A 26,650-nucleotide genomic window follows, 5' to 3' on the forward strand; every position below is an offset into this window, starting at 1 on the left:
TAAAACGGTTTAGCCAAAGGCGCGCTTAAGAACCGGCACGTTTGAGACGATTAGAACATCAAGTGCCAGAACTGTGACCAGCGTGATGCCGGTCAGCGGGAAGGCTAATGATAGCGCTAACATCATAAATACTGCACCTTTCCAAAGTGGTAGGTTATTGGGAAGGGGCGGGGGTGACAGGTGTAGACTGCCGGATGCCGGGCGGCGCTGCCACCACATGACAATGCCGCTGATGCACAGGAAAATCACGGTCAGGCAAAATAGTGTGTTGGCAATCACGTTCCACCAGCCAAGATCGCCTTGATGCAGGGCAATACCAACTGCCATGCTTTTGGCCCCCAGTGAATAATCAGCAAAGCCAACATTGGCCAGAACCTTGCCGGTGTATTGGTCAACATGGATGGTGCGGTCGCCGGTGGGCGAGACGCTGTCGCCGCTCATGGTGTCGGCCGAGAGGGTGTAAACACCATTTTCACCCTGCGGCAGATTAACGCGGAATTGGCCAACAAAGCCGATGCTGCGCGCAAAGGCGGTCACGGTATCAAGATTAACCGGTGTGCCATCGGCAAGGCCGGTGATCCCGGCATCTGATCCCGATGCAGGCATTGGTGTTTGTTCAAGTCCCCAGGGTGCATCATGCAAAACTCCGTGGTTCATATCGGCGTGAATGTCATCAGATAGCGGGACATTATCCCATTTTTCGGCGGGAAAAGTGCGCCAGGCCTGAACAAACTGACCACCCCAGATGCCCGCCCATGACAGGCCGGAAATCAAAAAGAAGAACAAAATGACCGAGATGTAAAAGCCGCTTGTGACATGCAGTTCTTTCCAGAAAGTCCGGCGGGTTGCGCGGAAATCTGGCCAAAGAACAGATGCAAACCGTTTGCCGTCGCGCGGCCACCACATGTAAAGCCCGGTTACGATCAGGATAATGCCAAGCCCGGCGGCAATTTCGATCAATCGGTCGCCAAGATCGCCCATCAGAAGTTCGCCGTGAATGCCATTGGCCCAGTAAAACCAGCTGTCATCGGTGATGATGGTTTCGCGGATGTCGGTTGTGACGGGATCGACCGTGACGACATGCTGCTTGCCGCCACTATCGACCAGAAACATGGTGGCAAGATCATCTTCGATCGGGGCGATATATTGGCTGACCGTGGCATCGGGCAGGGAGGAGGCCGCAGCATCGGCCTGTATCTGAAGGCTTTGGTGCGGACCGTCGGAGGCAAGAATGCGGTCGCCAAACCGGGTTTCAATGACATTGAAATACATCATCGTCAGGCCGGTGATCGCCAGCATGAGGAGGAACGGCACAACATAAAGCCCGGCATAAAAATGCCAGCGCCATGCAGCCATATAGAATTTACGGGTTAACGTACGGTTTTCGCGGTCGCGCTGAGGCGCATCCGCCGACTGTGCGGGATGGGTTGTCATCAAGTTCACCTGTATCATCGAAAATGCGTAAAGCACGGTATTGCTGTGCCAGATAAGCGGCGTGCAAAACGTGCGATTGGGGCAGATCAGATGATAACGGGTGGCGCGCGGGGGACGGCTGGCGTGTCATAGGTGGTTGCGTGCCGTTCAACACGGGCGGGCAAATGCGCGAGTGCACGTGAGACGAACTCAACTGGTTCGGGCAACTGCGGATTATCCGGCAGGGCGACCGATGCGGCGATCCGGCAAAACTCACAAGTATCAAGCATCCCACGGTCATTATCGGGATCGGCCGCCTGTCCGCCAAGGCATAAGATCGGCAATGTGCCATCGGGGAGGGCATAGCTTGTCAGGCTGGCTTGCGTGTTTTGGGGAAGCGTTCCAAAGGATGCCAGCTTATGCGAAAAACCGACAAGCATCAGCGCGATCACGCATAAAATGCGGATCCCGATATGTGCCTGTGATCGCAATGAAGACATGAAGTGTTCCCCGGTCATTGTCATCGTGTAATGACAGCTACGCGCCGAAGCTCTGAAAGGTTTCAAACAGGTTTGCCATGACAATTGTCATGTTTGCAAAAATGGACCGTAGAAAAACCAAACCCGCCTGGATTGCTCCGAGGCGGGCTTGGCGCACGGGTCCGAACTTAGCAAGCTAAATTCGACCATGCAGTATCACGTTCGAGGAACCCCGAAAGTGAAAAAGAAGACTAGAAGCCTTCACGCTCGATGCGCTTACGCTCCAGCTTGCGGGAACGACGGACTGCTTCCGCCCCTTCGCGAGCTTTCTTCTCCGACGGCTTTTCAAAGTGACGACGGAGTTTCATCTCACGGAAAATGCCCTCACGCTGCATCTTTTTCTTAAGGGCTTTCAGAGCCTGATCGACATTGTTGTCGCGAACGATTACCTGCACGGAAACCACGCTCCTTTCAAAAAAACAAAAACACCCGGAAAGGCGGAATGCCTACCGGTTGGATTTACGGTCAACATGACCGTGGGCTGTATATAGTTCAAACCGGCCAAAAAGAAAAGAGGGAAGAGGATATTCGCCTTGGGCGTTTATTCGGCCAATGGGTGCAAAACGCCAAGGCATGGATATCGCATTTGAGAGGCAGTCTCCTGTTTCCACCTCAAACGGGAATTTAATGGATAATAAATATCCCAAAAGTGGTTATAATGGTCTAACAAAATTCAATATATCAATGGATTGGTAAGCAGGCAGGGCATCCTGCAAATAGGGTCCCGGTGGGGTCTGTCCGCGTTTTGGTTGGGGATTAGACGATGGAAAACAGTCTGCGGGAGGCGGCAATTGCGCATGCGCCTTTCTTTATTACAGCACCGGGGGAAACAGATATTCTGTTCCACGGTATCGCATGGTTTGTGGTTTTGGCGGTGTTTGCGCTTGGCGCGTTCTATCTGACCTTGCATGCCTTGCCTGAGAAACTGGCGCATCACGCCAATCACACGCAGATACAGTTGATCGGTGTTCTGACCCTTTTGGCGCTGTTTACCCATAACGGTGTTTTCTGGGTGGCAGCACTGGTTCTTGCGGTTGTCCGGTTCCCCGACTTTATTTCCCCAATTCAGGCAATTGCAGATTCCTTGAAAACAATTGCAAGGAACAAGGGCGAGTTTGGCGACTCGACCCGGCACGAGCCCGTGACGGAGGCATCCGTAACCCCCGATATGACCCAGCAGGAGAACCCAAAAGATGTTTGAGCTTCTTCTGTGTTCAATGTTTACCATCCTGCCGGATTATCTGGTGCGCCGGTATCGTCAGGGCAAACGTATCGGCAAAGAAATCACGTTGTTTTCCGTCTGGTATGAGTTGCGCTATGGCATCACCGGATGTGCGATTCTGACGCTGTCGCTGATCACGCTGATTTTCTATTTTCACCCATCAAGTCACAACGTCGGGTCATTCTTCAGGACGTTGACAATCCTGCCCGAAAAGAACGGTCGGGTGGTTGAAATATATGTCGATAATGATCGCCGGGTAAAATCGGGCGAACCGTTGTTCCGGCTTGATGACCGCGCAGAAACAGAATCAGTCGAAATGGCCCAGCAAGAAGTCGAACAAATCCGTGCCCAGATGGCGGTCACCGAGGCCGATCTTGCAGTGGCGCAAGGGAATCTGGAACAGGCACAAGGTGCCTATGAGCAGGTTCGCGAGGAACTGTCGGTGAAGGCGGATCTTTTGTCGCGTGGCACAAACGCGGTTTCCCGGCGCGAGGTCGAACGGCTTGAAGTCGCGTTGACGACACGACAGGGTGGGGTGAATTCGGCAAAGGCGAGTGTTAACGCCGTTCAGACCAAAATGGAAACCCTGTTGCCCGCCCAGCTTTCAAGTGCAGAGGCATCCTTGCGTGCAGCACAGGTGGCGCTGGGCAAAACAGTTGTTCGTGCCGGTGTTGATGGCACCGTACAGCAGTTTGCATTGCAAATTGGGGATGTGGTGAACCCGTTATTGCGTCCGGCGGGCATCCTGATCCCCGACAAGCCCAAGGAAGTGGTGTTTCAGGCAGGCTTCCAGCAGGTATCGGCACAAGTTGTCAAAGTCGGCGGACTTGCGGAAATGACATGTGCTTCGCTGCCATTTGAAGTCATTCCGATGGTGTTCTCAAGCGTGCAGCCGGTCATTGCTGCCGGTCAGTTCCGACCGACCGACAGGTTGCTTGATATAACCGAACGCGGCGCGCCGGGAACGTTTCTGGCCAAGATGGTGCCGCTTTACCCTGAGCAGATCAAGGATGTGCCGTGGGGCAGCCAGTGCGTTGCCAATGCCTATACCAATACCCATGATCAACTTGAAGATCCGGAAATTGGTGCGGGGCGCTGGATGTTCCTGCATATGGTCCAAACGGTTGGGGTCGTGCATGCCTTGTTGCTGCGTATTCAGGCACTTCTGTGGCCGGTCCAGACACTGGTTCTTACCGGGCATTAGGATCGCGAGGCGCATAGGGGCTTTACAGCCGGGCAATTTTGGTTGGATATAGAGATATGTCGATCCTTAAAATTGCCCGGATGGGCCACCCGGTTTTGCGCGCTGTCGCAGATCGGGTAGAAGACCCGCATGACCCTGAAATTCAGCGTCTGATTGTGGATATGAAGGAAACCATGAAGGATGCCGGGGGCGTTGGCCTTGCGGCACCGCAGGTGTTTGTGTCCAAGGCGATCATGGTCTATTTCGTGCCGAGTTTACGCAAAAGCGATGATCCCGATGACGGTGAAGTGCCAGTTAGCGTTCTGATTAACCCGGAAATCGAGCCGATTGGCGATGAAATCGTTGATGGTTGGGAAGGGTGTTTGTCCATTCCCGGATTGCAGGGCGTTGTGCCGCGTTGGAACAAAATCCGTTACCGCGGGTTAAATGAGAAGGGCGATGAGGTTGAACGCATCGCCGGTGGTTTTCATGCGCGCGTGGTTCAACACGAATATGATCATTTGATCGGTGTAATGTATCCTGAACGTATAGAAGACATGACGTTGCTTGGATTTAACGAAGAATTACGCGAATACCCGCCTGAAACCACCTTCAGGCAAGCTGCGGCATCAGATGATGTGGTGGCACACCCTGATGAACCTTAAGGAGGCATAAATGACCGTTTCCGAAAGCATGTCCCGACTGCGCGCCCAGCGCGAAGAATTGGTCGAAGCCGCATTGGAACATGTGCCTTTTGATGGTTGGACCAAACAGGCGTTGATCGCCGGGGCCGAGGACCTTGACCTTGCACCGGGCGAGATTGACCGTCTGTTGCCCAAGGGGACGGGGCAAGCCATTGTAACCTATGTCGAGATGACCGACCGCAAGATGGTCGATGCCCTTGACGCGCTTGAACTTGATCAAATGAAAATTCGTGAGCGGATTGCCGTTGCAGTTAAAACGCGTCTTGATCTGGTTGAAAATCACAAAGACGCCGTGCGTGCCGCCGTTGCCTGGACGGCCCTGCCACAGAATGTGGCCAAGGGGCTTAAGCTGACCCACGGCACGGTTGATAAAATGTGGATTGCGGCGGGCGATACATCGACCGACCACAATTGGTACACCAAGCGAATGTTGCTTGCGGGTGTCTATGGCTCAACCCTTGCTTATTGGCTGGATGACACGTCCGAAGGTCACAGCGACAGTTGGGCATTTCTGGATCGTCGTATTGGCAATGTGATGCAAATCCCGAAAATCACCGGCAAGATCAGCAAGGCCGGGCAATTTGCCGCTGCACCGTTAAAGCTTGGTGTAAAGCTTGCACGCTGCATGCCGACCCCGGGACGGGTTCGCCGTCAGTTCGGCGGGTAACTGCAAGGCTACAGACCCTAAACAAAACGCCACCGGCATAAAGCGCGGTGGCGTTTTTGATTTTAGCACAGGAAACTCTTGGGCCGGTCGTCCGTCCTGTTAGGACGTCGGGTCAAGGAAGCTTAGAAGTGTGCGATCCGGTTCGTTGGCTCTTTTCAGGTCGGCGGCAAGGTCAATGCCAAACGGCGATTTGAAGAAATGCTGTTGGGTGTCAGCATCCTTGGCATCTTTGTTGCGATTGGCTGCATCGTCCTCGGTCTGAATTTCTCTGGCCGTGGGTTTGGCGGCAAGGGCGACCAGTTCGTGGGGCGGGTTGCCCATCCACATGCCTTTGCGGTTTTCCTTGGCAAAGGCCTGATCGCGCAAATAGGTCGGGCAGGTCGGGTTGCTGTCGCAGCTTGCCATATCAACCAGAGCCCATCCGGCACGGAGCAACAGACGGTTGAGGTCACTGCGACCCATCGTGCATTCGGTCAGCATCGGAAACAGTTGTACGTCGGAAACCTGCTGACATTTTACAGCATAGTTTTCGATGATACGGGTCAAGGCTTGTGTTGCGGCGGCACCGCATTGGAATTCAATGCTGCCCGCCCGGCAGATCATGCCGGTACGTGGGGCGCGAATGCCAAACAGTTCGACAATCATGTTGCCAAACCGCAGCTTGTCGCCTTCGACCACTTCGGGGAAGCCTGCCGCGCCGGGGGCGGCAACCGCATGGGTTTGATGGCTTTGGATGGCAAGGAGGCCAAGCGTTACCAAGGCAATGAACAGAATTTTCTTCATGACGTTCTATCCGAAAAGAGTTTCCTGCCCCCATAACAGCAAGTCTGATGCCAGTTCGCCCGGCATAAAATGCTTGGGTCCGTCATTTTCTGGTAAGGTGTTGAAGTGTCATAAAAAAGCTCCGGATATGCCATGATATCCGGAGCCATAATGCGTCAGTTGATGAGGATGTGATCAGTCTTTTTTCGGTAAAACCCACGTCACATGGCCCATTTTACGGCCCGGTTTTGCTTCGGCCTTGCCGTACAGGTGCAGTTTTGCATTGGGCTCGGTCAAAATTGCCTGCCAACCGTCAATGTCATCGCCCAAAAGGTTCTTCATCCGGGCATTGGAATGGTGGCTTGGATCGCCAAGTGGCAGACCGCAAACAGCGCGAATGAATTGTTCGAACTGGCTGGTGACACAGGCATCAATCGTCCAGTGACCGGAATTGTGCGGGCGCGGGGCGACTTCATTGACCAGAATGTGACCATCGGTGGTGACAAACATTTCAACCGCCAGAAGCCCGACAAACTCCATTGCCGTAACCAGCTTGATGGCGATGTCTTCGGCCTTTTTTGACAGGCCTTGCGCAATTTCGGCTGGCGCGACAGTCACATCAAGAACGTGATTGGTATGGACGTTTTCGACCGGGCAGAAGCAGGCTGTATCGCCGGTGACACCGCGCGCGACAATGACCGAGATTTCGCGTTCAAACGAAATGAAGCCTTCAAGGATGGCTTCGGCGTCCTTCATTTCAGCCCATGCCGAGGCAAGGTCGGTATCGTCGGTGATTTTGACCTGACCTTTGCCGTCATAGCCCATCTCGGTGGTTTTTAGAACCGACGGACGGCCAAGTTTGGCAACGGCGGCCTTTAGATCAGCAAGTGAACGGACGGCTTCAAACGGTGCGGTGCCAATACCATGATCATTACAGAAGGTTTTTTCGCGCAGGCGGTTCTGGGAAAGATGCAGGCATTTCCAGCCCGGACGTACCGGGACCAGTTCAGACAGCAGCTTGACGCTGTCATGCGGGACATTTTCAAATTCAAATGTCACGACATCGACGTCATTAGCAAAGGCGCGCAGAGCGTCCAGATCGCTGTAATCGGCAACGGTTGCCTTTGCACAGACCTGTTCGGTCGGGCTGTCTGCGCCGGGGCCAAAGACATGAACTTTATAGCCGAGTTCTGCGGCACAGAATGCCGCCATGCGGCCCAACTGGCCATTGCCCATGATGCCGATGGTGCTGCCCGGTGCGATAACGCGCGTTTCGAAGTCCTGCGTCATGTCTTCCTCGAATGATCATTGGATGCCGATTTCCGGCACAGGGTATTTAGGGTCTTAACCCAATTGCCAAAACAAAAACGCGCCCGAATGGGCGCGCATAGTGCTTTATGGTGCCGGATCAACCGGCGCGTCGGCGACTGCATCTGTTTGGGCGGCACGCCAGTCATCAAGACGGCTTGCCAGACCGTCATCCATCAGCGCCATGATGCCAGCGGCCATCAACCCGGCATTCTTTGCCCCGGCTGATCCGATTGCAAGGGTTCCGACCGGAACCCCACCTGGCATCTGGACGATTGAGAGCAGGCTATCAAGCCCCTTAAGGGCTTTGCTTTGGACAGGAACACCCAAAACGGGAAGCGGGGTCATGGCAGCGGCCATACCCGGAAGGTGGGCAGCTCCGCCAGCACCGGCAATAATGACTTTCAGGCCGCGCGATTTTGCCGTTTTGGCATAGTCATACAGGCGATCAGGTGTGCGATGGGCCGAAACGATTTTCGTCTCATAGGCGACATTCAGCGCATCGAGGATATCTGCTGCGTTTTTCATGGTTTCCCAGTCAGACTGGCTTCCCATGATGATGCCGATGACCGGGGATTGATCGCTCATGTTGGCGGCTCCGTTTGCGGGCGGTTTCGTGAAGGGCCGCATTATATGCAGCAACCGGTATCATGCAAGTCTGCAGAGTGCCTACGCATTCGCAAAATCCTTATGCGGTGCCTGTTTGCGGGCCGATGTGTTGGTCCTGATCGTAAGAATAGTTGAGCTATTCTTATTGATGGTTGAATTTTATGATGAATAAAATGTACTTTTGATTTATTGTTCACTTATTGCTTATATAACTGTGCACGTAGCACGGGAAGGTCAGACATGAAAGTCACACGGCCCCCATCGACGATCCCATCCATGGGGGCAGGAGATGGACGGTATTCATCAAATCAATATAGCGCGTTTGCGTATGGCAAGGACGCCGTGCGTCGTCGGTCGTCCATGCATCAGCATCACGAAGTTGATATTGATACCGGTAACCTGCCCGACGCAGTTGATGATCAACCGTTTCATACGCCAGACATGGCCAATGTTTTGGGCATTCCCGATAGTCAAGTGACGCCTGCGGTTGAACAGGCGATTGGACGGTTGATGGTGCGCATCAATGGTTTGAGTGAAAATTTGTCGGACCTTAAGAAACATCAGGCCTATCTTGCCCGGTCCGAGGGGCGCGATCCCTTTACGGGGGCGATGAGCCGACCTGCCTTCATGCAAATTCTTGAAAATGAAATGGCGGTTCAAGGCACAGACAGAACAATGCGCATGCTGCTTGTGTGTGAATTGTCAAATATCGACGAGATTCTGCAACGTCATGGACAGGAATGCAAAGACGGCCTGTTTAAGTACGTCCACCAGATCATGGCCGATTTTATCATGTCGCCCCATCACCTTGGATATTTGGGCTGTAATGATTTTGCCGCCCTGCTTTTTAACGTTGATAAAGACGATACGCGTTTGCGTATTGATGCGGTTGTCCGACAGATCAATCAGTCGCCGTTTTCGCACAAGGGTAAGTTCATCGCCGTAAAGCCGGTTTTTGGGATTTATCAGGCGCGCAATGGCGATACCGCAACTTCAGCATTGAATGCGGCCGATTTCGCATTACGTGCGGAAAAGGAAATGCGTCTGGCACAGCTTGAACGTATCCCCTTCGGGATATGATCGAAGGTGCCGTGGTCGGTTAATTGCCGTGCCAGATTATCCTGCCCACTATTGCATTTCATCACCTGCCCACCGTGACAAAACATACGCCAGACACCAAATGCATCAAACATTTGGTTCGCGCAAGACAGGACCTAAGCCTAGGTGGTTAATTTTCGGATCAGGCCGAAACAGGTGCCAAAATCAGGCAATAATATCAGGAACAAGCTGCGACTCGACGTAGCGAATTTCGTCTTTTAAGGCGAGTTTGCGCTTTTTCATGCGGCCCAGACGAAGCTGGTCATGATGCGGGGCGACAACCATTTGTTCGATGGCAATATCGAGATCCCGGTGTTCCTCGCGTAACGACATCAGTCTTTTTTCAATCTCGATCTGATTGATTTCGTCCATTTTTGATCCAGCTTAATAATCAACGCGAAGGGACAATGATATTAACAGATATCAGATAGTGGACCCATATGATTTGTACCACCTTTTAAAACAAATCTGCCGATAGCCGGAGGAAAGTGCATGCGGATCGGAATTTTGACCAGCGGTGGCGACTGTGCAGGGTTGAACGCCGTCATTCTGGCTGTGGTACGCCGTGCGGTGCTTGGTTATGGCTGGGACGTGATTGGTATCCGTCAGGGTGCACACGGTTTGATGCAGGACCCGCCGCAGGCAATTGATCTGAATGATCATGTCAATAATGACGCGATGCTGCGCATGGGCGGGACGATCCTTGGCACGATTAACAAGGGCGATCCGTTCAACTATCCCATGCCAGATGGCAGCTTTGCCGACCGTTCCGATGACGTGATTAGAGGTTATCGCACCTTGGGGCTGGATGCGCTGATTGGGGTTGGTGGGGATGGCAGCATGGAAATCCTGCATCGGCTGGCCATAAAGGGCGGTATCAATCTGGTCGGGATTCCCAAAACCATCGATAACGATCTGGCCCTAACCGAATATTCGGTCGGCTTTACCACGGCGGTGAATGTTGCGGTTGAGGCGCTTGATCGGTTGCAGCCGACCGCAGCATCCCACGACCGGATCATGATCCTTGAAGTCATGGGGCGTGATGCGGGGCATATTGCGCTGTTTGCCGGGGTTGCGGGCGGTGCCGATGCCATCCTTATCCCGGAAATGGATTATGATCTGGATGCGCTGACCGAACATTGTCTGAACATTCGTAAACGTGGACGCAATCATGCGTTGGTGATTGTTGCCGAGGCGGTCAAACGCGATGACGGTGCGGCCGTGACGCAAGGCCATGACGGGCAAAAAAACCGCTATGGCGGCATTGGTCATTGGTTGGCTGATGAGTTGGGCGCGCGGACAGGCTGGGAAACCCGTGTGACGGTTCTGGGCCATGTCCAGCGCGGCGGCATTCCATCCCCACGTGATCGGGTGATTGCATCGGCCTTTGGTGTACATGCGGTTGACCTGATCGCCGATCAGAAATTCGACCGTGTCGTGGCATGGTCCAAACGCAAAGTGATCGATGTTGCGGTGAAGGATGTTATTGTTGGCCCGCGCTTGGTCGATACCGCGGGCACGATGGTTTCAACGGCCAAGGGGCTTGGGGCCTATATCGGGCAACCGCCAAAGATTACACGCACGGCAAAGACGGTGTGATCACCACACCACAGCAAGACACGTTAAAGAAAACAAGAAACAAACAGGTTGGGTTTTTGATGGACCATGAAGATGTCTGGCGTTTTACGGTCGAGATGTATGGCCGTGACGGGGTCGCGCCATTATTTTTGACCCTTCAGGAGCGATGTGGACTGGATGTGAACATGATGTTGTTCATGTTCTATCTGGGGCAGAAAGGGCGTGCACCACATAGCATTTCGGCACTTGAAATGGCGGTGAAGGACTGGCGCGACAAGGTCATTATTCCGTTGCGCCAAACGCGGCGCTATTTGAAAAATCAATCCCGCGAAACCGCGCAGGCCTTACGGCAGAAAGTCAAATCAGACGAATTGCAGGCCGAACGCATTGAACAGCATATCCTGTGCGACGCGGTTGAAACGATTGAGGCCACCGATCCGTTGGCAGCGGCCCATGCCTATTTATCGCCAAACCGCTTTGATTTGACGCAGGCGGAATGTGATGATGCGTTTGATCAGCTTTGTCGATTGATGGGTTTGCGCTGACACGCTGATGTTCAGCGCATCGGTGCGACGCAGACCATACTGCGTCGCGGCCCGAGGTTATTCGCGGTTTCGCGGCTTGCCGGTAACGGGGATGTGGTTTTGGGCATCTTCATCGCCCCAGCGTGCGGTTTCGGGCAGATCAATGTCAAACAGATCAAGAATCCGCCCGCAGCTTTGGGTGACCATCTCATCAAGGGATGTCGGACGGGCATAAAAGGCCGGAACGGGTGGGGCGATAATCGCACCGTTTTCAGTGGCTTGCGCCATGTTGCGGATATGTCCGGCATGCAGCGGGGTTTCGCGCGCCATCAGGACAAGGCGACGGCGTTCCTTAAGCATCACATCAGCAGCCCGCGCGATCAAATTATCTGCGACTCCGCTTGCAACCTCGGCCAATGACTTCATCGAGCAAGGGGCGATGACCATGCCGCGCACCCGGAACGACCCCGACGCAATCGGGGCCCCAATGTCCGCATTGTCATGTAGCACGTCCGCCATGTCTTTGATTTCGCGAATTTTGTAATCGGTTTCATAGGCGATGGTGCGCTCGGCCGCCTTGGAAAGAACCAGATGGGTTTCAATCGGCGTGTTTTTGAGCAACTGCAAAAATCGTATGCCGTAAATCACCCCGGAAGCACCGGTTATGCCAATGATAAGTCGATCTTTTTGCGTCATGCCGATCCTTGCTGGACTGTGTTCTTGTTCACGATGATGATTGAAACACTGGAAATCATGTTACAAAATTAATACCATCTTCTTGTGGGCAATGTCAGATATAAGGAGTAGGCGAATGAGCGTTCAAAGCCATATCGAAGCTCTAACTGCCAAACACGCTGCACTTGAGCAGGACCTCCATCACGAGCAGCGCCGACCGGCGCCAGATGATTCCCTTGTCGCAGACATTAAACGTCGCAAGCTTGAAATCAAGGACGAGATAAACCGAATAACCCATTAGCCGTCCGGGCATGGCCGTAATCACGTGATGATCAGCGTGAACGTGCCAGTGCTGACGGTGTAGCGACCTCGTAAAATCCAATCCTTTATCTTTTGCCGCCTCCGACTGTCGCCCACGACGTGAGGCGGCATTCTCGTGGGCGCCTTTCAATCATATTAATCCTCCCCAAATATACGGTGAGGCCGACGCACCTAGATCAGGTCGGCCAAATGACAGGTGTTTTGGAGTAATAATAATCTGCACGTTTCTGCGGATTTTTGGTTCTCTACCAATGTCTAAGGGGTAATTGGAAATTAAATCGGTATTATGATGCCGATTTATTGGCGCATGCCAGTTCAACTGCCCTCTGACCTGATTGTCACCGTTTGATTTATCGGTCAGGGGACTGCGCGCCACACAGACGCATACCATTTGGGCATCAGACCCAACTTTGCGGGAGGACGTTTTGCCTATGACCGGTCGCTATCAGGAACTCTATGATCGTTCGATGACCCACTCGGAAGAATTCTGGGCCGAAGCCGCCCAACAACTGTCCTGGTATAAAAAGTGGGATCGGGTTCTCGATGACAGCAACGCCCCGTTTTATCGATGGTTCAGCGGTGGCGAGGTCAATACGTGCTTCAACGCGCTGGATCGCCATATCGAAGACGGACGCGGTGATCAGGCGGCCCTGATTTATGACAGCCCAGTAACGTCCACAGTTGAAACATTCACCTATACCCGTTTGCGCGACGAGGTTGCGCGTCTTGCCGGGGCGTTGCAAGCACGCGGTGTGACCAAAGGCGACCGGGTGATTATCTATATGCCGATGATCCCGCAGGCCGCGATGGCAATGCTGGCTTGTGCGCGGATCGGGGCAATCCATTCCGTGGTGTTCGGGGGCTTTGCGGCCAACGAGCTGGCAACGCGCTTTAATGATGCAAAACCAAAACTGGTTATGGCAGCGAGTTGCGGCGTCGAAGGAAGTCGGGTGATTGAGTATAAGCCGCTTCTTGATCGCGCGATCGAGCGTGCTGATCACAAACCCGAGAGTGTTTTGCTGTTTCAGCGTTCGCAATGCGAGGCACCGATGCAAGATGGTCGGGATTATGACTGGGTTGTTGAATGTGCCAAGGCCGCTCCAGCAGACTGTGTGCCGGTCGCGGCCACCGATCCGCTTTATATCCTGTATACGTCGGGCACCACCGGCCAGCCAAAGGGCGTTGTGCGCGACAATGGTGGACATATGGTCGCATTGCACTGGTCGATGAAAAACATCTACGGCGTTGAGGCCGGTGATGTCTATTGGGCGGCATCCGATGTTGGTTGGGTGGTCGGTCATTCATACATTGTCTATGCGCCGCTTTTGGCCGGGTGTACGACGATCATGTATGAAGGAAAACCGGTTGGCACACCTGATGCCGGTGCGTTCTGGCGGGTGATTTCACAGCATCGGGTCAAGGTGCTGTTTACGGCCCCAACGGCCTTTCGTGCGATCAAGCGTGATGATCCCAATGCAAAGTTGATGGGCGATTACGATCTAAGCTGTTTTGAAGCACTTTATCTGGCCGGGGAGCGTTCCGATCCCGATACCCTGCAATGGGCGGAGAAAAGTCTGGGTGTGCCGGTGATTGATCATTGGTGGCAGACCGAAACCGGCTGGCCGATTTGTGCCAATCCGCGCGGGGTCGAATTGCTGCCAATTAAATATGGGTCACCGACGGTTGCTGTCTGTGGCTGGGATGTTCAGGTGGTGGACGAAGGCGGCAATCGCCTTGAACGTGGCAAGATTGGTGCATTGGTTGCCAAGCTGCCATTGCCGCCGGGAACACTGCCAACGCTTTGGCAGAACGAAGAACGATTTAAATCATCCTATCTGGAAGAATTCCCGGGATATTACGCCACCGGGGATGCCGGCTTTATTGATGAAGATGGCTATATCTATGTCATGTCGCGTACCGATGACATTATCAATGTCGCCGGGCATCGTTTGTCGACGGGCGGGATGGAAGAAGTTCTGTCGGGCCATCAGGATGTTGCCGAATGTGCGGTCATTGGCGTGCATGATGATCTTAAGGGGCAATTACCGCTGGGCTTTGTGGTGCTGAAATCCGGGGTGACCCGACCGCATGATACGATCATTGCTGAAATTGTTGCGATGGTCCGCGATCAGATCGGCCCGGTGGCAGCATTCAAGCAGGCAACGATTGTGGATCGGTTACCCAAAACCCGGTCGGGTAAAATACTGCGTAAAACAATGCGGTCGATTGCTGATGGGGAAAGTTACAACACCCCGGCGACGATTGATGATCCGGCGATTTTGCCAGAAATCGCTGATGCGCTTAAAGAGATCGGTTACGCCAAATAACGCAAACTCCTTCACCTTGCTTGCATGAAGCAAATTGGCACCCGTCATTTTCACAATGACGGGTGTTTCTTTGTGCGTGCTGTTACGTTCGATACCAAGAGCGAGAGGGCGAACCTTAGTTATCGTCGTTTGGCATGAAAAAGGTCGGGAAATCGGCGTTTGCTTCGGGGATGTGAAGATCAACTCCGGCCTTTGAGATCATCTGTGAGATGTGATCAGGCGGCAGGCGGTCGGTAAAGAATGCGGTAACCTGTGTGATGGAGCCGCCGCGAACAACCGCGTTGCGTCCAAACTTGGTGTGATCCGCAACCAGATAGTTTTTGCGCGAATTTTTCAGGATAGCGGACCGGGCACGGACTTCCTGTTCGTCGAAATCAAGCAGACTGCCGTCGCTTTCAATTCCGCCGACCCCAAAGATACCGTAATCGACTTTGTAGCTGTTAAAGAACTCTTCGACTTCCGGGCCAAGCACGTCCCGGTCGCGGTTGCGCAAGCGCCCACCGATCAAGGTAACGTCAAAACTGTCATTGGTTGCAGCAACATAGGCAACATTCAGATTGTTGGTGAATATCCGTAAATTGCGATGTTGCAACAGCGCGCTTGCCACCAGTTCCGGTGTGGTACCAATGGAAAAGAAAAGCGATGCTTCGTCGGGAATTGCACGTGCAACCAGTGCCGCAATTTTACGTTTTTCGTTAACGTTGAGAACCTTGCGCGCCCGATAAGCGATGTTTTCATGTTCAAGGGCGGGTTCAACGCCGCCATGGCGACGGCGCAAGAGCCCTTCGTCACACAGGGCGTTTACATCCCGTCGGATCGTTTGTGGTGTGACGTCAAAGCGTTCTGCGAGTTGCTCGATGGTGCGAAAACCATCGGCGCGAACAAGTTCAACAATGCCAGCTTGGCGTTCGGTTGGACGTTTTTGCATGGAAACGTTTCTTCGGTGTTGTTCGTCTGAAAAGCTGGCGCATGGTATGCTGCGCGCATGTCGGTTCCGTTACAGTTTAACGGCGTTCATATGAAACAAATCATACGCGTTTTTTGTGGGGCGGCTCAAAGAAAAAAGGCCGCCTGTAAAAGGCGGCCTTTTGAAAGAAATCAGGAACGGAAGAGGTTTTCCGCGGCTTCCATATAATCGGAAGTCTTGAGGTCTTCTTTCTTGTCGCTTTTTTTCTTGCCCGGGAAATCTGGTTCCGGATTGATCTGCAATTCTTCTGGCAGCGGATCGGGCTCGACGTTGGTGACAATCTTTTCGGGATTTTTGGAACGCGCGATCACGACCTGTTTTTCAAGGTCAAGTTCGGTGCAAAGGCCCATTGTCACCGGGTTACGCGGTGCAAGGTTTGCTGAGTTCCAATGGCTCTTGTCACGGATTTTGCCGATCGTGTCCTTGGTGGTGCCGATCAGTTTGCAAACCTGTGCGTCCGACAATTCCGGGTGATGCTTAAGCAGCCAAGCGATCGCATTCGGGCGATCCTGGCGCTTGGAAACCGGGGTGTAGCGGGCACCTTTGGACTGCGCGCGCGGGCGCGGCAAATCGCTTTTGGCCATTTTCAAAAGAGCACGCGGGTCTTGTTCGCAACGCGTGATTTCTTCCTGGGTCAATTGGCTGTTGGCGACCGGGTCACGGCCAACAATGCCCTGACTGACGTCACCGTCGGCAATGGCCTGAATTTCCAGCTCGTGCAGTTCGGTAAAGGCAGCAATCTGCCGGAACGACAAGCCGGTATTGTCGATAAGCCATACAGCGGTTGCTTTGGGCATGAGGGGCTGTGCCATAATTCCTCCTAGTTTCCTTTTATCTCTCTGGAGACCGGCGATGGGTCTAAGCCCAAATACGCAGGAATGTATGCCCCAGAATATAATCTCTTTTGGTGATCCGGCAATGCTGCGAAGGCAACCACGAGTGTTGCCGCGCATCAACGGACCCGCCACAGCGTTCTTTTCGATCAATGCGCGGTTAAATGCAACAATCTGTTGCGGGTTTGCCAAAAGAATATTTCTTCCGCGTGCCGCAATCTATGGACTGTCACCCAAGATCGGTCAGACTTTACGTGCCAACCGTTATCCGTAAGCGATTGAAAGTGCCTCAATCTACACCTCAAGTATCACTTTTCCGACATGGGCGCCACCCTTCAAAATCGCGTGGGCGTCATCGGCATCACAAAGCGGCAATGTTTTATAAATCACCGGTGCGATTTTGCCCGACTCAATCAATGGCCATACCTTTTCACGCAGGCTTTGTGCAATCGCACCTTTGTTTGCCACGGGTTGTGCGCGCAGTGTTGATCCCATCAGGGTCAGGCGTTTAAGCAATAGCGGGGTGAAATTGGTTTCGGCCTTTGGACCATTCAGGAAAGCAATAATCAGAATACGCGCTTCGACGGCAGCGGCCTTGAAGTTTCGACTGACATAATCACCCGCAACCATATCAAGGATGACGTTTGCGCCTTTGCCATCGGTGGCGGTTTTGACTTCTTCGACAAAGTCGTGGGTCTTGTAATTGATGGCGATATCGGCGCCAAGTTCCCGGCAGGCCTGACATTTCTCGTCAGTTCCAGCGGTTGTTATGACTTTGACGTCAAATGCCTTGGCCAACTGAATGGCGGTTGTGCCAATGCCCGACGTCCCGCCGTGCACAAGCAATGTTTCGCCCGCGCTCAAACCGGCCTTGTCAAACAGGTTGTGCCAGACGGTAAAGAACGTCTCGGGAAGGCCAGCCGCCTCAACCATGCTAAGCCCGTTTGGCACCGGAAGGCACTGTGCAGCGGGTACCGCAGTATATTGGGCATAACTACCCCCGGTCACCAAGGCGCAGACTGTGTCGCCAATCTGCCAGTCAGTGACATCTGCACCGACGGCAACGATTTCACCGGCCAGTTCCAACCCGACAATTGAGGATGCACCGGCTGGTGGTGGGTACATGCCCGCAACCTGCATCAGATCAGGGCGGTTGACCCCGCTTGCACGAACACGCACCAGAACGTCTTCTGGTCCAAATTCCGGGAGAGCCGTTTCCCCCAATGCCAAATAAGGCTTTTCACGGTCGTTGCGTATTTCGATGGCCTGCATGTGTTTGGGCAAGTCGGGCTTTTGCAAATCGGACTGTGACATAACGACCTCCGTGGCGAATGGAAACATTTGTGCCTATCTCATAACGGTAAAAGGCGACTGGGAAAACCAACAAACCCTTAAATCAACGAACGCGTGCAGGTATGATATTCGCAGCAATTTAATGGAGGATGGTCGTGAACGAGGATGATCTGGTAACTGCGAAGGCGAAAGAATTTGGTTTGCCACGTAATCTTGAAGGCATGTCTGTAGACAGTTTGCATGCCTATCGCACCGCATTGGAACAAGAGATTGCCAATGTCGAGTATGCGCTTTCACACCGCGAAGGTGCGTTGGCTGGTGCACAGGCGCTGTTTAAGTCCTGATGGCAATATCGAGCTGTCTAGCAAAGCAGACAAGGTCCTCGTTCCAAGCAATCATTTGGCCGTGGTCTTGCCCGGTGCATGTTGTGCGTATCAGGTGTCACCGTTTATTAGACGTAAGGATAAATTTTTAAACCTTGGGTTAATTGAAATTTAAACTTGCGGTCTTATATATGGAATACGGGTCACTTGTTGACCCCTTGTCGAACGTGATGTTTCGATGCCTCCCTGTTAAACTGGACCGCCCTTCATTAGGGCGGTTCTTTTTGTTTAGTTGATTAGGGAACTGCTTGTGTAAGCGGGCTTGTCCCCTGTGAGAAAGATCGCGCAGGGACATACGGGTTAATACGTATTGTCACAATTGTGCAATTAATAGCCTTGACCGCTTATGAACCGCTGGCTAATGTTCGTGCACAAGAAGAACAAAACTTAAAAAAAGTCCGGCAAGTTTAGCAGGTTGAGGTGAGGCCGCCCTAAAAAGGGCGGTCTTTCTATTTGGTGCTCAATAGAACGATCCTTGAAGCCTGCCTGTGTATTTCCAATATACTTTAAATGGACCAAGAGCACCCAGCGGCGTCAGGTCAGGCGTCCTACAAAAGCAATTTCGCAGTCGTTCATTTTTCGCGAACCTATGATGAGGCCTTCACCTTGCTTGTGGAGGCACGAAATTACCTTTCTGCACATAGAAAAAATCGCGGAAAACCGGGGCGATCTATTGACGCCATGACGCAATGCTTGGAAGAAATGCGTATGACAACGCGTTTGATCCGCGCGATGGGGTGGCTTTTGACGGTGCGGGCGGTTGAGGCCGGTGAAATAGACTGGGACGAAGCCGTTGATACGGACAACCTCATGACTGATCTTAGGGTCTGCATTGATGATCAACGCGCACAATGTGCATTCCTGTCGCCAGAGTTGCTTGATCTCATGGAGCGCGCCCATGGGCTTTATATGCGTGCTGCGCGGATGGAGCTTCAGGTGGCTGCACGGTGCAATGCCTGACCGCAAATTCCTCTCAACAGACGCGACTGAGCGCCATAGCGCAGTCTCATAAGCCCATACAAGGTTAACGACCCGTTCCGGAGTATGGAATGTCACTAGAAGTATGTTTGCTGGGGAAAGGTGTTGGGTTGAGCTGTTTAGGTGCGTGAGGTCGCGGAGAAGACTTCAATCGGCTCGGCGAAGCCCTTCATTGTCCGCGTGCCCTGAGAGGTAAAGTTGGCGCGACTGCCGGCATAGGTGTTCTTGGTGTTCTGGGACACCAGAATTTCATCCCCGCCAGCTTGGGCGCAAACGCGCGCGGCAAGCTGAACGACAGTCCCAAACAGATCATTTTCTTCGGCAATGGCCTCGCCACTATTGATACCGATCCGGATCTGGAATTTCAGGTCCTGACTGGCGTTATGTGACGCCATGTTCTTCTGGATTTCAATTGCGGCTTCAACGGAGCTGGCCGAAGACGGGAAGACAGCCATGATGCCGTCACCCATATGTTTGACTTCCTTGCCATAGTTATTGATCAAGGCCGTCCGTACGATCTGGTTATGGATATGGACCATCTGCTGCGCGCCGTGATCTCCCAGTTCCTGTGTTTTCTGGGTCGAATTGACGATATCGGTGAACATCAGCGCATGCAGTTTTTTTCCAGCAGTACCTTGTGGTCCGGCGGCGGGCTTTTCGCTCCAGCTTTCCAATGCCTTTGAGACAGACACATTTATGCTGGTTTCATCTTCGATATAAGAAGCCATGGATTGGCGCCCAGCGCCATACATGTCCTTATATTTTGGCTCAAGGATGTAGTTGTCTACATTCTTGCAAAACGTGTCTGCCATGCCTTTGTTGGCACCAAGGGCAGTGATGCAATCACGTAGAACCGCGCGGCCATCTTTTTGTTGAAGAGCATTCTTCTCACTGCATGCATCACACGCCCCGGCGACATAAAGGTTCACACCGAATTTGTGATAGGCATCCAGATTGGGGACATTTTTGCGAATTGCGCGCATTGAGCCGGAGATAAATGCCTTCATTTTGTCGCGGGTCTTACGCATATCGGGCGTTTCGACAAGCGGTGCATCAGGGATATCGTCGCTTTGTGCATTTTCGTTGCCGTCGACGTTATCCTCGGCTGATACCGGATCGGTGTTTTCGCAATCCTGCGGGACATCGTTTTCGCTGATTTCAGCGGCAAGCTCGGCAGCCGACTTCTTCGATCCAGACATTTCCGAGGAGTTATACCCCCCAAACGATCCATGGCCGCGCGGTTGAGCCGCTTTTACGCTGCGCTGGTTCGGTTGTGATGTTCGTGCTGATGACGGGTTTCTGCCGTTACCTTTGTATTTTTTGGTAACCGACATCAGCATCGGTACGACGCTGGCAAGGAAGCCGACGGTAAAGGAGACGAAGTTGGCCTTGTCGTAGAAACCCTGACTAATGGTAACACCCATACTGGGCAGATATTCAAGCCCCTTTGCCGCGGCAAGCATTGCGGCGAGCCCAATCGCGATAGAGACACAAAAGGCGATCGCCATCTTCAGGATAAGACCGATCAGCCCATGTTCACCGGATTCAGTACTGTTGTGTCTTACGACGGTTTTTTTGGCCGGTGCAGGTTTTTGTGCTTTTGGGGTACAATTTGCCACAGGCTGCTCAAACGCTGCCGGTTTGGCAGCAGGTTTTGGCGCAGGTGCCTTGGCTTGTTTGTCGGGGGACGCTTTGCCGCCTTTATCGCGGGTTTCGTAAATGACGTAGTCGTCGGAGCTGTTGGTGCCGTGATTGTAAACTTCGCGAATCACCTTTACCGCGGATACATGTGCGGCGCGTTCGATCTGCTTTGCTTCTTCTTCGGCCTGCTTTTTTTGCGCACCACTAAAGTGGGCGTGGATTTGCCAACGCCCTGAACGGTCTTTTACATAGACCTCATAACTTATCTGGTTACGCGCAGCCACTTGGTTCATTTACAAGCCTGGTAACTCTTACAAACCGAAACAGACAGCAAATTCGATGCTGTCGCAGTACGGCGAATTGTGAATTATGGCAAAAAAATGCCCGATTCACCATCAGATATGACGGTGCAGTTGATTATTTGAAGGTTTTCAACCGCTTTTCTATCGGATGGAGCCGTCGATTTAGTCCCTTGGCAAAGAAAAACGCCCGCGGCATCAAGAAGATGCGGCGGGCGCTGATCCGTAAGAACACAAAGAAGTGTTCTTTGCTTAATTACCGATGTTGAAACCAGCGAAGCGCTTTTTGAATTTCGCAAGCTGCCCGCCGCTATCGAGAAGACGGTGAACACCAGTCCAAGCCGGGTGGCTTTTTGGATCGATGTCGAGCTTCATCAGGTCGCCAGGTTTACCCCAGGTCGACTGTGTGGTGAAGCTGCTGCCGTCAGTCATCTGAACGGTGATCTCATGGTAATCGGGATGGATATCTTTTTTCATCGCCTAATCACTCCGGAATTTGAAGCGCGGTGTATAGTGTAAAAAATCGGCTCGCGCAACCCCTGTAACCGGTAATTATCCGATTAACGTAAATAGATAGGGAGTGCAGTAGCGATCTCGCGGTCGTTTAGCAGTCCGCAGCCCACGTTTCAAGCTTTTCTCGCAGGCACGTTCTTATGCATACTTGCACAGCACTCTTTATATAGTATGGTGCGCCAACAAACGATTATCGCCTATGCGGGGGCTTGGTTTCCCGCGATGACAGACGGAGAACAGGACTGTGGCCCTTGAGGAAACGCGCTTTCATCAGATTGCAGACGACACCATTGAAAATCTCTCCGACACCATTGATGACGCGCTGGGGGACTCCATTGACGTCGATTTGCAGTCAGGAATTCTGACCATCGAACTCGATTCGGGTGAGCAATTCATCGTCAATAAGCACGGTCCCAACCGTCAGGTCTGGCTTTCGTCACCTGTGAGTGGTGCCAGCCATTATGACTTTGACGACGATAATGAGACCTGGACCTCGACCCGTGGATCCACGACCTTAAACGATCAATTATCTGCCGATCTGGCTGTAAAGACCGGGCATAAGCTTGATCTTGGCTGATCTGTGATTGGCTTTCGTGTTTCCTTTGAATACGGGATAGGGTGCCGTGGCGCGTAGACCTTCTGCTTCCGCAAAATTGTCCGACCGCGAAACAAGTCGGGATATGTCCTCTTTACGGGCAATCTTGCCGTTTATCGCGCCCTATCGCCTGCAGCTTGTCGGGGCGCTGCTTGCGCTGGTGACGGCATCCGGCACTGTATTGGCCTTGGGCAATGGCTTGCGCATGCTGGTCGATCAGGGCTTTGCCGAAGGTGATGGCACGCTGCTTGATCGTGCGCTGTTTGTGCTGTTTGGGGTGACTGTACTGCTGGCTGGCGCAAGTTATGTGCGGTTTTATCTGGTGTCCTGGATTGGCGAACGTGTGGTCGCTGATATCCGTTCGGCTGTTTATCGCCATATCATACGACTTGATCAGGGATTCTTTGAAGTGACCCGCACGGGTGAAGTTCTGTCGCGGCTTACCACCGATACGACACTGCTTCAGGCCGTTATCGGGTCTAGCGTTTCAATCGCCCTGCGTAACATCCTGATGTTCATTGGTGGGCTGTCGATGCTTGCCATTACCAGCCCCAAGCTGACGGCACTTGTGCTTCTTGTCGTGCCATTGGTGGTTGTGCCGATCATTGGTTACGGGCGGCGCGTGCGGCGTTTGTCACGCGAATCCCAGGACCGGGTTGCCGATGTTAGCGCCTTTTCCGAAGAAACGTTGAATGCCTTGCGCACGGTGCAGGCCTATACCCACGAAGAAATTGAAAGTGCCCGATTTGGCGGTTTCGTTGAAGGGGCCTTTAAAACCGCAGTTGCACGTATCTCGGCGCGCGCTCTTTTGACCGCCATTGTTATTGTCATGGTGTTTGGCGCGGTTGGAACGATCCTCTGGATTGGCGGGCATGATGTTCTTGATGGCACGATCTCGGCGGGGGAGCTTTCAGCATTTGTCTTTTATGCGGTGGTGGTTGCCGGGTCGGTTGGCGCGATTAGCGAAGTGATCGGGGATTTGCAGCGCGCTGCGGGTGCAGCCGAACGGCTGGTGGCGTTGCTGGCGACCAAGCCGTCAATCGACGCACCTGAAAATCCAATTGCCTTGCCAGTACCCCATCAGGGGTATGTCAGCTTTGACAATGTGACATTCCATTACCCTGCACGACCGGATAATTCCGCACTTGAAGGATTTTCGCTTAAGGTAAAACGCGGTGAAACGGTTGCCCTTGTCGGGCCGTCAGGTGCAGGAAAAACCACGGTGTTTCAGCTTTTGCTGCGGTTTTATGACCCCGATAGCGGGATCATTTGTGTTGATGATGTCAATATTCGCGATGCTAACCCGGTTGAGGTGCGCGAACGGATCGGGCTTGTTGCGCAGGATCCGGTGATCTTTGCGGCCAATGCGTGGGAAAATATCCGCTATGGCCGTCCGGGCGCGTCCGATGAGGATGTCCGTGCAGCAGCCGACGCCGCATACGCCACTGAATTCCTTGAACGCTTGCCCGAAGGTTTCGACAGTTTCCTTGGCGAAAAGGGCGTTCGATTGTCGGGCGGACAACGCCAACGTATTGCCATTGCACGTGCGATCTTGCGCAACCCGTCGGTGTTGTTGCTTGATGAAGCCACCAGTGCGCTCGATGCCGAAAGCGAACAGGTTGTTCAAAAAGCACTTGAAACCATCATGAAAGAACGCACCACACTGGTCATTGCCCATCGTTTGGCAACCGTGTTGCATGCGGACCGGATTGCGGTGATTGATGATGGTAAACTGGTTGCCATTGGCACCCATCAAGAATTGCTCGAAAGCTCACCACTGTATGGGCGCTTGGCAAAGCTGCAATTTGAACGCGATGCTGCCTAACAACCTTAAAGTCTCACTGTTGATTTGATGCTCTATGACAAAAGCCCCTGCCAGCTGGTTAGGGGCTTTTTTGTTGGTACTTCAGTGCTATGACGTTAGCGGGTGAAGGACCGGGCGATGCCGCCAACAAAAAAGCCCGCCGGTTTGGCGGGCTTTTGTCTGGCAATATATTGCCGTGTTTGGTGGTGTTTAATCCGCGCTGGCGATCTTTCTGTTTTCAAGTGACAGCTCGGCATATTGTTTGCGCAGGATTTGTGCGTCGGCCAGAAATGTCTCAAGCTCTTTGTCTTTAAGCATTTTGCCACTTGGCATCTTGATCCGCATCGGATTGACCTGCACGTTGTCTTTGAGGATTTCATAATGCAGGTGCGGTCCGGTGACACGGCCGGTTGCGCCGACATAACCAATAACGTCGCCCTGTTTAACGCGTGACCCCTGACGCAGGCCTTTGGCAAAGCCTGTCATGTGGGCATATGCGGTTGAATAGGAATCATTGTGACGAATGCGGATATAGTTGCCATAGCTGCTATAGGGGCCAATCCGCGCGATGTTGCCGTTACCGGCCGCAAAGATCGGGGTGCCCGGTGGGGCGGCAAAATCGACGCCCTTATGCATTTTGGTATAGCCAAGAACCGGATGCTTGCGACCACCATAGCCCGACGACAGTCGTGCGCCGTTGATCGGGGTACGCATCAGGGCACGGCGATAAGACTCACCCTTCTGATTATAGAAGTCGGTGTCGCCATGGCTGTCGGTATAGGAATAAAGCCGGACTTCATGACCGCTTAGTGTCATGCTGGCGTAGATCACATCGCCATACCGAACGCGTTCGCCTGCATCGTTGTTCAGTTCCTGATACATCACTTCAAAGCTGTCACCCGGCTGGATGTCGCGCTGGAAGTCGACTTCATAGGAATAAAGCTCGATCATTTCCATCAGAACCGGCAGGGGGACACCGTTACGCTCTGCGGCAAGGAACAGGCTTTGTTCGATCGTACCAGCGGCAACATTCTGGGCCGTCGTCAGTTCGATCTTATCTGATGATGCATTAAAACCATCGTCAGTGCGTGAGACGGAAACAATTGTTTCCGGGTCTGGCTGAAAACTTAAAACATCAAGCAGTTCATAACTGTCTTGCGTGTCACCGGAATACACCAGTTCAAATTCCTGACCGGCGCGAAGTTTGCGCGGATTGTAAACATCCCGCAGCGCTTCAATCGCATCATAGGCGATGGTGCGCTCAAGCCCGCTGGCAGTTAAAACTGCCATCAAGTTTGATCCCTGCTCAAGCACGACCGTCTCATGACGGGGTGTCTGATCGGGAATACTTGCTGTTTCGGTGATGCTTTCAACCGAGTGCTGTGTTTCAGCAGCACTCGCCGATAAGGCTGTATCTGTAGCGTTGGAATAATGATCGGAAAGCAGATATCCCGCTGTTCCCCCCAGAATTGCCATCACAGTGACAATAGATGCCAAGTCTCTTCCGGCCATCGCCGTAGAACTCCCCTAGAACCAAAAATGCAGTATGCTCAACCCGTTGCTCTTTTTGGCAACATCGGCCAGAAACCTTATACAAAAAAGTCAGGCCGTTGTGAAATGCCAATTAACAAGGGTATTGCATTGCCCTATCGGACATCATGGCGCTATTTCCTTTACGAACCGTTGAAGAAGTTACGCGCCATTTCGATGTTGGGCGGCGCTGAGGTGCCACCTGACAATGGCAAGATAAAGGCGCGTAATGACCAAAGTTCATAACAAGAGATGCTCGGCGCCATCAAAATTGCAGTCTCTCGGGCAATGAAACCGCTCCGTTTCCCGGATAACCAGGCAGGCTTCGTAAATTAAAACAAACATTTGTTGGCAATGCGGGCTGCTTTGATCCAGGTCGACGTGGGGCATCGGGCTATACTTTTCCGGTGAAGAAAAAAATGCATCTTCGCAGGAGGAGGTGCTGTTATTTGATCTGGATATTGAGCGATCAATGACGCCTAAGAAATTTGTCGAAATTTATGGATGCAGCTGATCTGCGTTGGGGCGACAAACAGACACATATATATGTGGGTTAAAATCGGGGTTGGTTTTGCAGATCTGAATGTCTCGGAAAGGTGAGGAATTAAGAGCCTTATGAATGCGAATTGATCCTTCTGGTTTATCGACGGCTGGATGTTGTCAATCAGTGGGTGAAAGTGCGGCAAGCGGCCATTTTCAGTGTTTTGCAAGCCGTTTGAAGTTTTTGCATTTTAGATGCATTTTTTCGCCAAAAAGGGTTTGACAGTTCTGTGACGGCACCCTATAACCCGCCTCCACCGACGAGGCGCGGCGCTGACGAGATTGGCGACGCGGGTTAGGCGGTTTAGGGTTTCGGCCTTTGAGTTCTTTGACATTGTTGATCA

General features: G+C 52.8%; 29 protein-coding genes. 14 read left to right on the top strand and 15 right to left on the bottom strand.

Features of this window, described 5'->3' with window-relative positions; genetic code table 11:
- Window positions 1-9: 9 nt before the first annotated feature.
- From AMM48_RS15580 to rpsU, 3 genes are all read right to left on the bottom strand, one after another.
- Entirely contained in the window at window positions 10-1,434 is a 1,425-nt protein-coding gene (locus AMM48_RS15580) for a PepSY domain-containing protein (RefSeq protein WP_102784785.1), read from the bottom strand.
- An 86-nt stretch (window positions 1,435-1,520) separates the two neighbouring features.
- Complete coding sequence (locus AMM48_RS15585; protein WP_102784786.1) at window positions 1,521-1,913, bottom strand: hypothetical protein; 393 nt, start codon at window positions 1,911-1,913, stop codon at window positions 1,521-1,523.
- A 230-nt stretch (window positions 1,914-2,143) separates the two neighbouring features.
- The gene (gene rpsU / locus AMM48_RS15590; protein ID WP_007091098.1) at window positions 2,144-2,347 is read right to left on the bottom strand and encodes a 30S ribosomal protein S21; all 204 of its coding nucleotides are present in this window, start codon (window positions 2,345-2,347) and stop codon (window positions 2,144-2,146) included.
- Between the two features lie 368 nt (window positions 2,348-2,715).
- Here rpsU and AMM48_RS15600 point away from each other — a divergent pair, with 368 nt between their 5' ends.
- The 4 genes from AMM48_RS15600 to AMM48_RS15615 are packed head-to-tail and all read left to right on the top strand — an operon-like array spanning window position 2,716 to window position 5,728.
- The gene (locus tag AMM48_RS15600; RefSeq protein WP_102784788.1) at window positions 2,716-3,153 is read left to right on the top strand and encodes a hypothetical protein; all 438 of its coding nucleotides are present in this window, start codon (window positions 2,716-2,718) and stop codon (window positions 3,151-3,153) included.
- On the top strand, window positions 3,146-4,378 hold the full coding sequence (locus AMM48_RS15605) for a biotin/lipoyl-binding protein (protein WP_102784789.1): 1,233 nt from the start codon (window positions 3,146-3,148) through the stop codon (window positions 4,376-4,378). Before AMM48_RS15600 ends, AMM48_RS15605 begins: the two co-directional genes overlap by 8 nt.
- Before the next feature lie 56 nt (window positions 4,379-4,434).
- Window positions 4,435-5,022: a peptide deformylase gene (gene def / locus AMM48_RS15610; RefSeq protein ID WP_102784790.1), complete on the top strand. Its 588-nt coding sequence runs from the start codon at window positions 4,435-4,437 to the stop codon at window positions 5,020-5,022.
- A 10-nt stretch (window positions 5,023-5,032) separates the two neighbouring features.
- Window positions 5,033-5,728 (top strand): COQ9 family protein, encoded by a 696-nt coding sequence (locus AMM48_RS15615; protein WP_102784791.1) that lies wholly within the window; start codon window positions 5,033-5,035, stop codon window positions 5,726-5,728.
- A gap of 99 nt (window positions 5,729-5,827) precedes the next feature.
- Here AMM48_RS15615 and AMM48_RS15620 read toward each other — a convergent pair whose 3' ends face one another.
- The 3 genes from AMM48_RS15620 to purE all read right to left on the bottom strand — a co-directional run bounded on the left by AMM48_RS15620 (window position 5,828) and on the right by purE (window position 8,386).
- Window positions 5,828-6,511 carry a thermonuclease family protein gene (locus AMM48_RS15620; RefSeq protein WP_102784792.1) on the bottom strand — a complete coding sequence of 228 codons (684 nt, stop codon included), beginning with the start codon at window positions 6,509-6,511 and terminating at the stop codon, window positions 5,828-5,830.
- A gap of 174 nt (window positions 6,512-6,685) precedes the next feature.
- Window positions 6,686-7,780 carry a 5-(carboxyamino)imidazole ribonucleotide synthase gene (locus AMM48_RS15625; RefSeq protein WP_102784793.1) on the bottom strand — a complete coding sequence of 365 codons (1,095 nt, stop codon included), beginning with the start codon at window positions 7,778-7,780 and terminating at the stop codon, window positions 6,686-6,688.
- A 105-nt stretch (window positions 7,781-7,885) separates the two neighbouring features.
- Entirely contained in the window at window positions 7,886-8,386 is a 501-nt protein-coding gene (gene purE, locus AMM48_RS15630; RefSeq protein WP_102784794.1) for a 5-(carboxyamino)imidazole ribonucleotide mutase, read from the bottom strand.
- A 261-nt stretch (window positions 8,387-8,647) separates the two neighbouring features.
- Between purE and AMM48_RS15640 the strand changes: the two genes are divergently transcribed.
- Window positions 8,648-9,487, top strand: a complete 840-nt coding sequence (locus tag AMM48_RS15640) for a diguanylate cyclase (protein ID WP_244271252.1) — start codon at window positions 8,648-8,650, stop codon at window positions 9,485-9,487.
- A gap of 183 nt (window positions 9,488-9,670) precedes the next feature.
- Here AMM48_RS15640 and AMM48_RS15645 read toward each other — a convergent pair whose 3' ends face one another.
- Window positions 9,671-9,877, bottom strand: coding sequence for a DUF465 domain-containing protein (locus AMM48_RS15645; protein WP_022733119.1), 207 nt, complete (start codon window positions 9,875-9,877; stop codon window positions 9,671-9,673).
- A gap of 120 nt (window positions 9,878-9,997) precedes the next feature.
- Here AMM48_RS15645 and AMM48_RS15650 point away from each other — a divergent pair, with 120 nt between their 5' ends.
- Entirely contained in the window at window positions 9,998-11,104 is a 1,107-nt protein-coding gene (locus AMM48_RS15650) for an ATP-dependent 6-phosphofructokinase (protein ID WP_102784795.1), read from the top strand.
- A gap of 59 nt (window positions 11,105-11,163) precedes the next feature.
- Window positions 11,164-11,628, top strand: coding sequence for a TIGR02444 family protein (locus AMM48_RS15655; protein WP_102784814.1), 465 nt, complete (start codon window positions 11,164-11,166; stop codon window positions 11,626-11,628).
- Between the two features lie 57 nt (window positions 11,629-11,685).
- Here the strand turns inward: AMM48_RS15655 and AMM48_RS15660 are convergent, their stop codons facing one another.
- Window positions 11,686-12,303: a UbiX family flavin prenyltransferase gene (locus AMM48_RS15660; protein WP_101299938.1), complete on the bottom strand. Its 618-nt coding sequence runs from the start codon at window positions 12,301-12,303 to the stop codon at window positions 11,686-11,688.
- 115 nt (window positions 12,304-12,418) lie between these two features.
- Here AMM48_RS15660 and AMM48_RS15665 point away from each other — a divergent pair, with 115 nt between their 5' ends.
- Both AMM48_RS15665 and AMM48_RS15670 read left to right on the top strand, forming a co-directional pair.
- Entirely contained in the window at window positions 12,419-12,583 is a 165-nt protein-coding gene (locus AMM48_RS15665; protein ID WP_081649532.1) for a DUF465 domain-containing protein, read from the top strand.
- A gap of 409 nt (window positions 12,584-12,992) precedes the next feature.
- Entirely contained in the window at window positions 12,993-14,930 is a 1,938-nt protein-coding gene (locus tag AMM48_RS15670) for a propionyl-CoA synthetase (protein ID WP_279627497.1), read from the top strand.
- 115 nt (window positions 14,931-15,045) lie between these two features.
- On the opposite strand, the gene AMM48_RS15675 is transcribed toward AMM48_RS15670, so the two are convergent.
- From AMM48_RS15675 to AMM48_RS15685, 3 genes are all read right to left on the bottom strand, one after another.
- A complete protein-coding gene (locus AMM48_RS15675; protein ID WP_102784797.1) occupies window positions 15,046-15,858 on the bottom strand; it encodes a DeoR/GlpR family DNA-binding transcription regulator in 813 nt (270 codons plus the stop codon).
- Between the two features lie 170 nt (window positions 15,859-16,028).
- Complete coding sequence (locus tag AMM48_RS15680) at window positions 16,029-16,709, bottom strand: DUF1013 domain-containing protein (protein ID WP_022733126.1); 681 nt, start codon at window positions 16,707-16,709, stop codon at window positions 16,029-16,031.
- A gap of 315 nt (window positions 16,710-17,024) precedes the next feature.
- Window positions 17,025-18,044: an NAD(P)H-quinone oxidoreductase gene (locus tag AMM48_RS15685; protein ID WP_244271253.1), complete on the bottom strand. Its 1,020-nt coding sequence runs from the start codon at window positions 18,042-18,044 to the stop codon at window positions 17,025-17,027.
- A gap of 128 nt (window positions 18,045-18,172) precedes the next feature.
- On the opposite strand from AMM48_RS15685, the gene AMM48_RS15690 reads away from it, so the two are divergent.
- Both AMM48_RS15690 and AMM48_RS15695 read left to right on the top strand, forming a co-directional pair.
- On the top strand, window positions 18,173-18,367 hold the full coding sequence (locus AMM48_RS15690) for a DUF1192 domain-containing protein (protein ID WP_101299941.1): 195 nt from the start codon (window positions 18,173-18,175) through the stop codon (window positions 18,365-18,367).
- A 549-nt stretch (window positions 18,368-18,916) separates the two neighbouring features.
- Window positions 18,917-19,366 (top strand): DUF1465 family protein, encoded by a 450-nt coding sequence (locus AMM48_RS15695; protein ID WP_102784798.1) that lies wholly within the window; start codon window positions 18,917-18,919, stop codon window positions 19,364-19,366.
- 137 nt (window positions 19,367-19,503) lie between these two features.
- On the opposite strand, the gene AMM48_RS15700 is transcribed toward AMM48_RS15695, so the two are convergent.
- The gene (locus AMM48_RS15700; RefSeq protein ID WP_102784799.1) at window positions 19,504-21,318 is read right to left on the bottom strand and encodes an adenylate/guanylate cyclase domain-containing protein; all 1,815 of its coding nucleotides are present in this window, start codon (window positions 21,316-21,318) and stop codon (window positions 19,504-19,506) included.
- Between the two features lie 258 nt (window positions 21,319-21,576).
- Window positions 21,577-21,801, bottom strand: coding sequence for a 50S ribosomal protein L31 (rpmE, locus tag AMM48_RS15705; RefSeq protein ID WP_022733132.1), 225 nt, complete (start codon window positions 21,799-21,801; stop codon window positions 21,577-21,579).
- A 280-nt stretch (window positions 21,802-22,081) separates the two neighbouring features.
- Here rpmE and cyaY point away from each other — a divergent pair, with 280 nt between their 5' ends.
- Together cyaY and AMM48_RS15715 are read left to right on the top strand one after the other, a co-directional pair.
- Window positions 22,082-22,414, top strand: coding sequence for an iron donor protein CyaY (gene cyaY / locus AMM48_RS15710; protein WP_022733133.1), 333 nt, complete (start codon window positions 22,082-22,084; stop codon window positions 22,412-22,414).
- 103 nt (window positions 22,415-22,517) lie between these two features.
- Window positions 22,518-24,257 carry an ABC transporter transmembrane domain-containing protein gene (locus tag AMM48_RS15715; protein ID WP_101299946.1) on the top strand — a complete coding sequence of 580 codons (1,740 nt, stop codon included), beginning with the start codon at window positions 22,518-22,520 and terminating at the stop codon, window positions 24,255-24,257.
- A 189-nt stretch (window positions 24,258-24,446) separates the two neighbouring features.
- Here AMM48_RS15715 and AMM48_RS15720 read toward each other — a convergent pair whose 3' ends face one another.
- Entirely contained in the window at window positions 24,447-25,748 is a 1,302-nt protein-coding gene (locus tag AMM48_RS15720; protein ID WP_244271254.1) for a M23 family metallopeptidase, read from the bottom strand.
- Between the two features lie 27 nt (window positions 25,749-25,775).
- Between AMM48_RS15720 and AMM48_RS15725 the strand changes: the two genes are divergently transcribed.
- Window positions 25,776-26,012, top strand: a complete 237-nt coding sequence (locus tag AMM48_RS15725) for a hypothetical protein (protein ID WP_022733137.1) — start codon at window positions 25,776-25,778, stop codon at window positions 26,010-26,012.
- A gap of 450 nt (window positions 26,013-26,462) precedes the next feature.
- On the opposite strand, the gene AMM48_RS22325 is transcribed toward AMM48_RS15725, so the two are convergent.
- Window positions 26,463-26,650, bottom strand: a 188-nt coding sequence (locus AMM48_RS22325) for a hypothetical protein (protein WP_206748219.1), incomplete at its 5' end; no start/stop codon positions are given.

The sequence above is a fragment of the Thalassospira sp. GB04J01 genome (assembly GCF_000751115.1).
In the GTDB taxonomy this organism is placed as follows: Bacteria; Pseudomonadota; Alphaproteobacteria; order Rhodospirillales; family Thalassospiraceae; genus Thalassospira; species Thalassospira lucentensis.

Coding starts and splice junctions, on each gene's coding strand:
- AMM48_RS15725 (WP_022733137.1), top strand. CDS start 25,776: ATGCAGTATGCTCAACCCGTTGCTCTTTTTGGCAACATCGGCCAGAAA.
- AMM48_RS15585 (WP_102784786.1), bottom strand. CDS start 1,913: ATGTCTTCATTGCGATCACAGGCACATATCGGGATCCGCATTTTATGC.
- AMM48_RS15720 (WP_244271254.1), bottom strand. CDS start 25,748: ATGGCCGGAAGAGACTTGGCATCTATTGTCACTGTGATGGCAATTCTG.
- AMM48_RS15620 (WP_102784792.1), bottom strand. CDS start 6,511: ATGAAGAAAATTCTGTTCATTGCCTTGGTAACGCTTGGCCTCCTTGCC.
- AMM48_RS15690 (WP_101299941.1), top strand. CDS start 18,173: ATGGTCGTGAACGAGGATGATCTGGTAACTGCGAAGGCGAAAGAATTT.
- AMM48_RS15625 (WP_102784793.1), bottom strand. CDS start 7,780: ATGACGCAGGACTTCGAAACGCGCGTTATCGCACCGGGCAGCACCATC.
- AMM48_RS15655 (WP_102784814.1), top strand. CDS start 11,164: ATGGACCATGAAGATGTCTGGCGTTTTACGGTCGAGATGTATGGCCGT.
- AMM48_RS15600 (WP_102784788.1), top strand. CDS start 2,716: ATGGAAAACAGTCTGCGGGAGGCGGCAATTGCGCATGCGCCTTTCTTT.
- AMM48_RS15680 (WP_022733126.1), bottom strand. CDS start 16,709: ATGGCACAGCCCCTCATGCCCAAAGCAACCGCTGTATGGCTTATCGAC.
- AMM48_RS15645 (WP_022733119.1), bottom strand. CDS start 9,877: ATGGACGAAATCAATCAGATCGAGATTGAAAAAAGACTGATGTCGTTA.
- AMM48_RS15715 (WP_101299946.1), top strand. CDS start 22,518: ATGTCCTCTTTACGGGCAATCTTGCCGTTTATCGCGCCCTATCGCCTG.
- AMM48_RS15660 (WP_101299938.1), bottom strand. CDS start 12,303: ATGACGCAAAAAGATCGACTTATCATTGGCATAACCGGTGCTTCCGGG.
- AMM48_RS15685 (WP_244271253.1), bottom strand. CDS start 18,044: ATGTCACAGTCCGATTTGCAAAAGCCCGACTTGCCCAAACACATGCAG.
- AMM48_RS15650 (WP_102784795.1), top strand. CDS start 9,998: ATGCGGATCGGAATTTTGACCAGCGGTGGCGACTGTGCAGGGTTGAAC.
- AMM48_RS15700 (WP_102784799.1), bottom strand. CDS start 21,318: ATGAACCAAGTGGCTGCGCGTAACCAGATAAGTTATGAGGTCTATGTA.
- AMM48_RS15675 (WP_102784797.1), bottom strand. CDS start 15,858: ATGCAAAAACGTCCAACCGAACGCCAAGCTGGCATTGTTGAACTTGTT.
- AMM48_RS15605 (WP_102784789.1), top strand. CDS start 3,146: ATGTTTGAGCTTCTTCTGTGTTCAATGTTTACCATCCTGCCGGATTAT.
- AMM48_RS15580 (WP_102784785.1), bottom strand. CDS start 1,434: ATGACAACCCATCCCGCACAGTCGGCGGATGCGCCTCAGCGCGACCGC.
- AMM48_RS15665 (WP_081649532.1), top strand. CDS start 12,419: ATGAGCGTTCAAAGCCATATCGAAGCTCTAACTGCCAAACACGCTGCA.
- AMM48_RS15695 (WP_102784798.1), top strand. CDS start 18,917: ATGGACCAAGAGCACCCAGCGGCGTCAGGTCAGGCGTCCTACAAAAGC.
- rpmE (WP_022733132.1), bottom strand. CDS start 21,801: ATGAAAAAAGATATCCATCCCGATTACCATGAGATCACCGTTCAGATG.
- AMM48_RS15640 (WP_244271252.1), top strand. CDS start 8,648: ATGAAAGTCACACGGCCCCCATCGACGATCCCATCCATGGGGGCAGGA.
- def (WP_102784790.1), top strand. CDS start 4,435: ATGTCGATCCTTAAAATTGCCCGGATGGGCCACCCGGTTTTGCGCGCT.
- purE (WP_102784794.1), bottom strand. CDS start 8,386: ATGAGCGATCAATCCCCGGTCATCGGCATCATCATGGGAAGCCAGTCT.
- AMM48_RS15615 (WP_102784791.1), top strand. CDS start 5,033: ATGACCGTTTCCGAAAGCATGTCCCGACTGCGCGCCCAGCGCGAAGAA.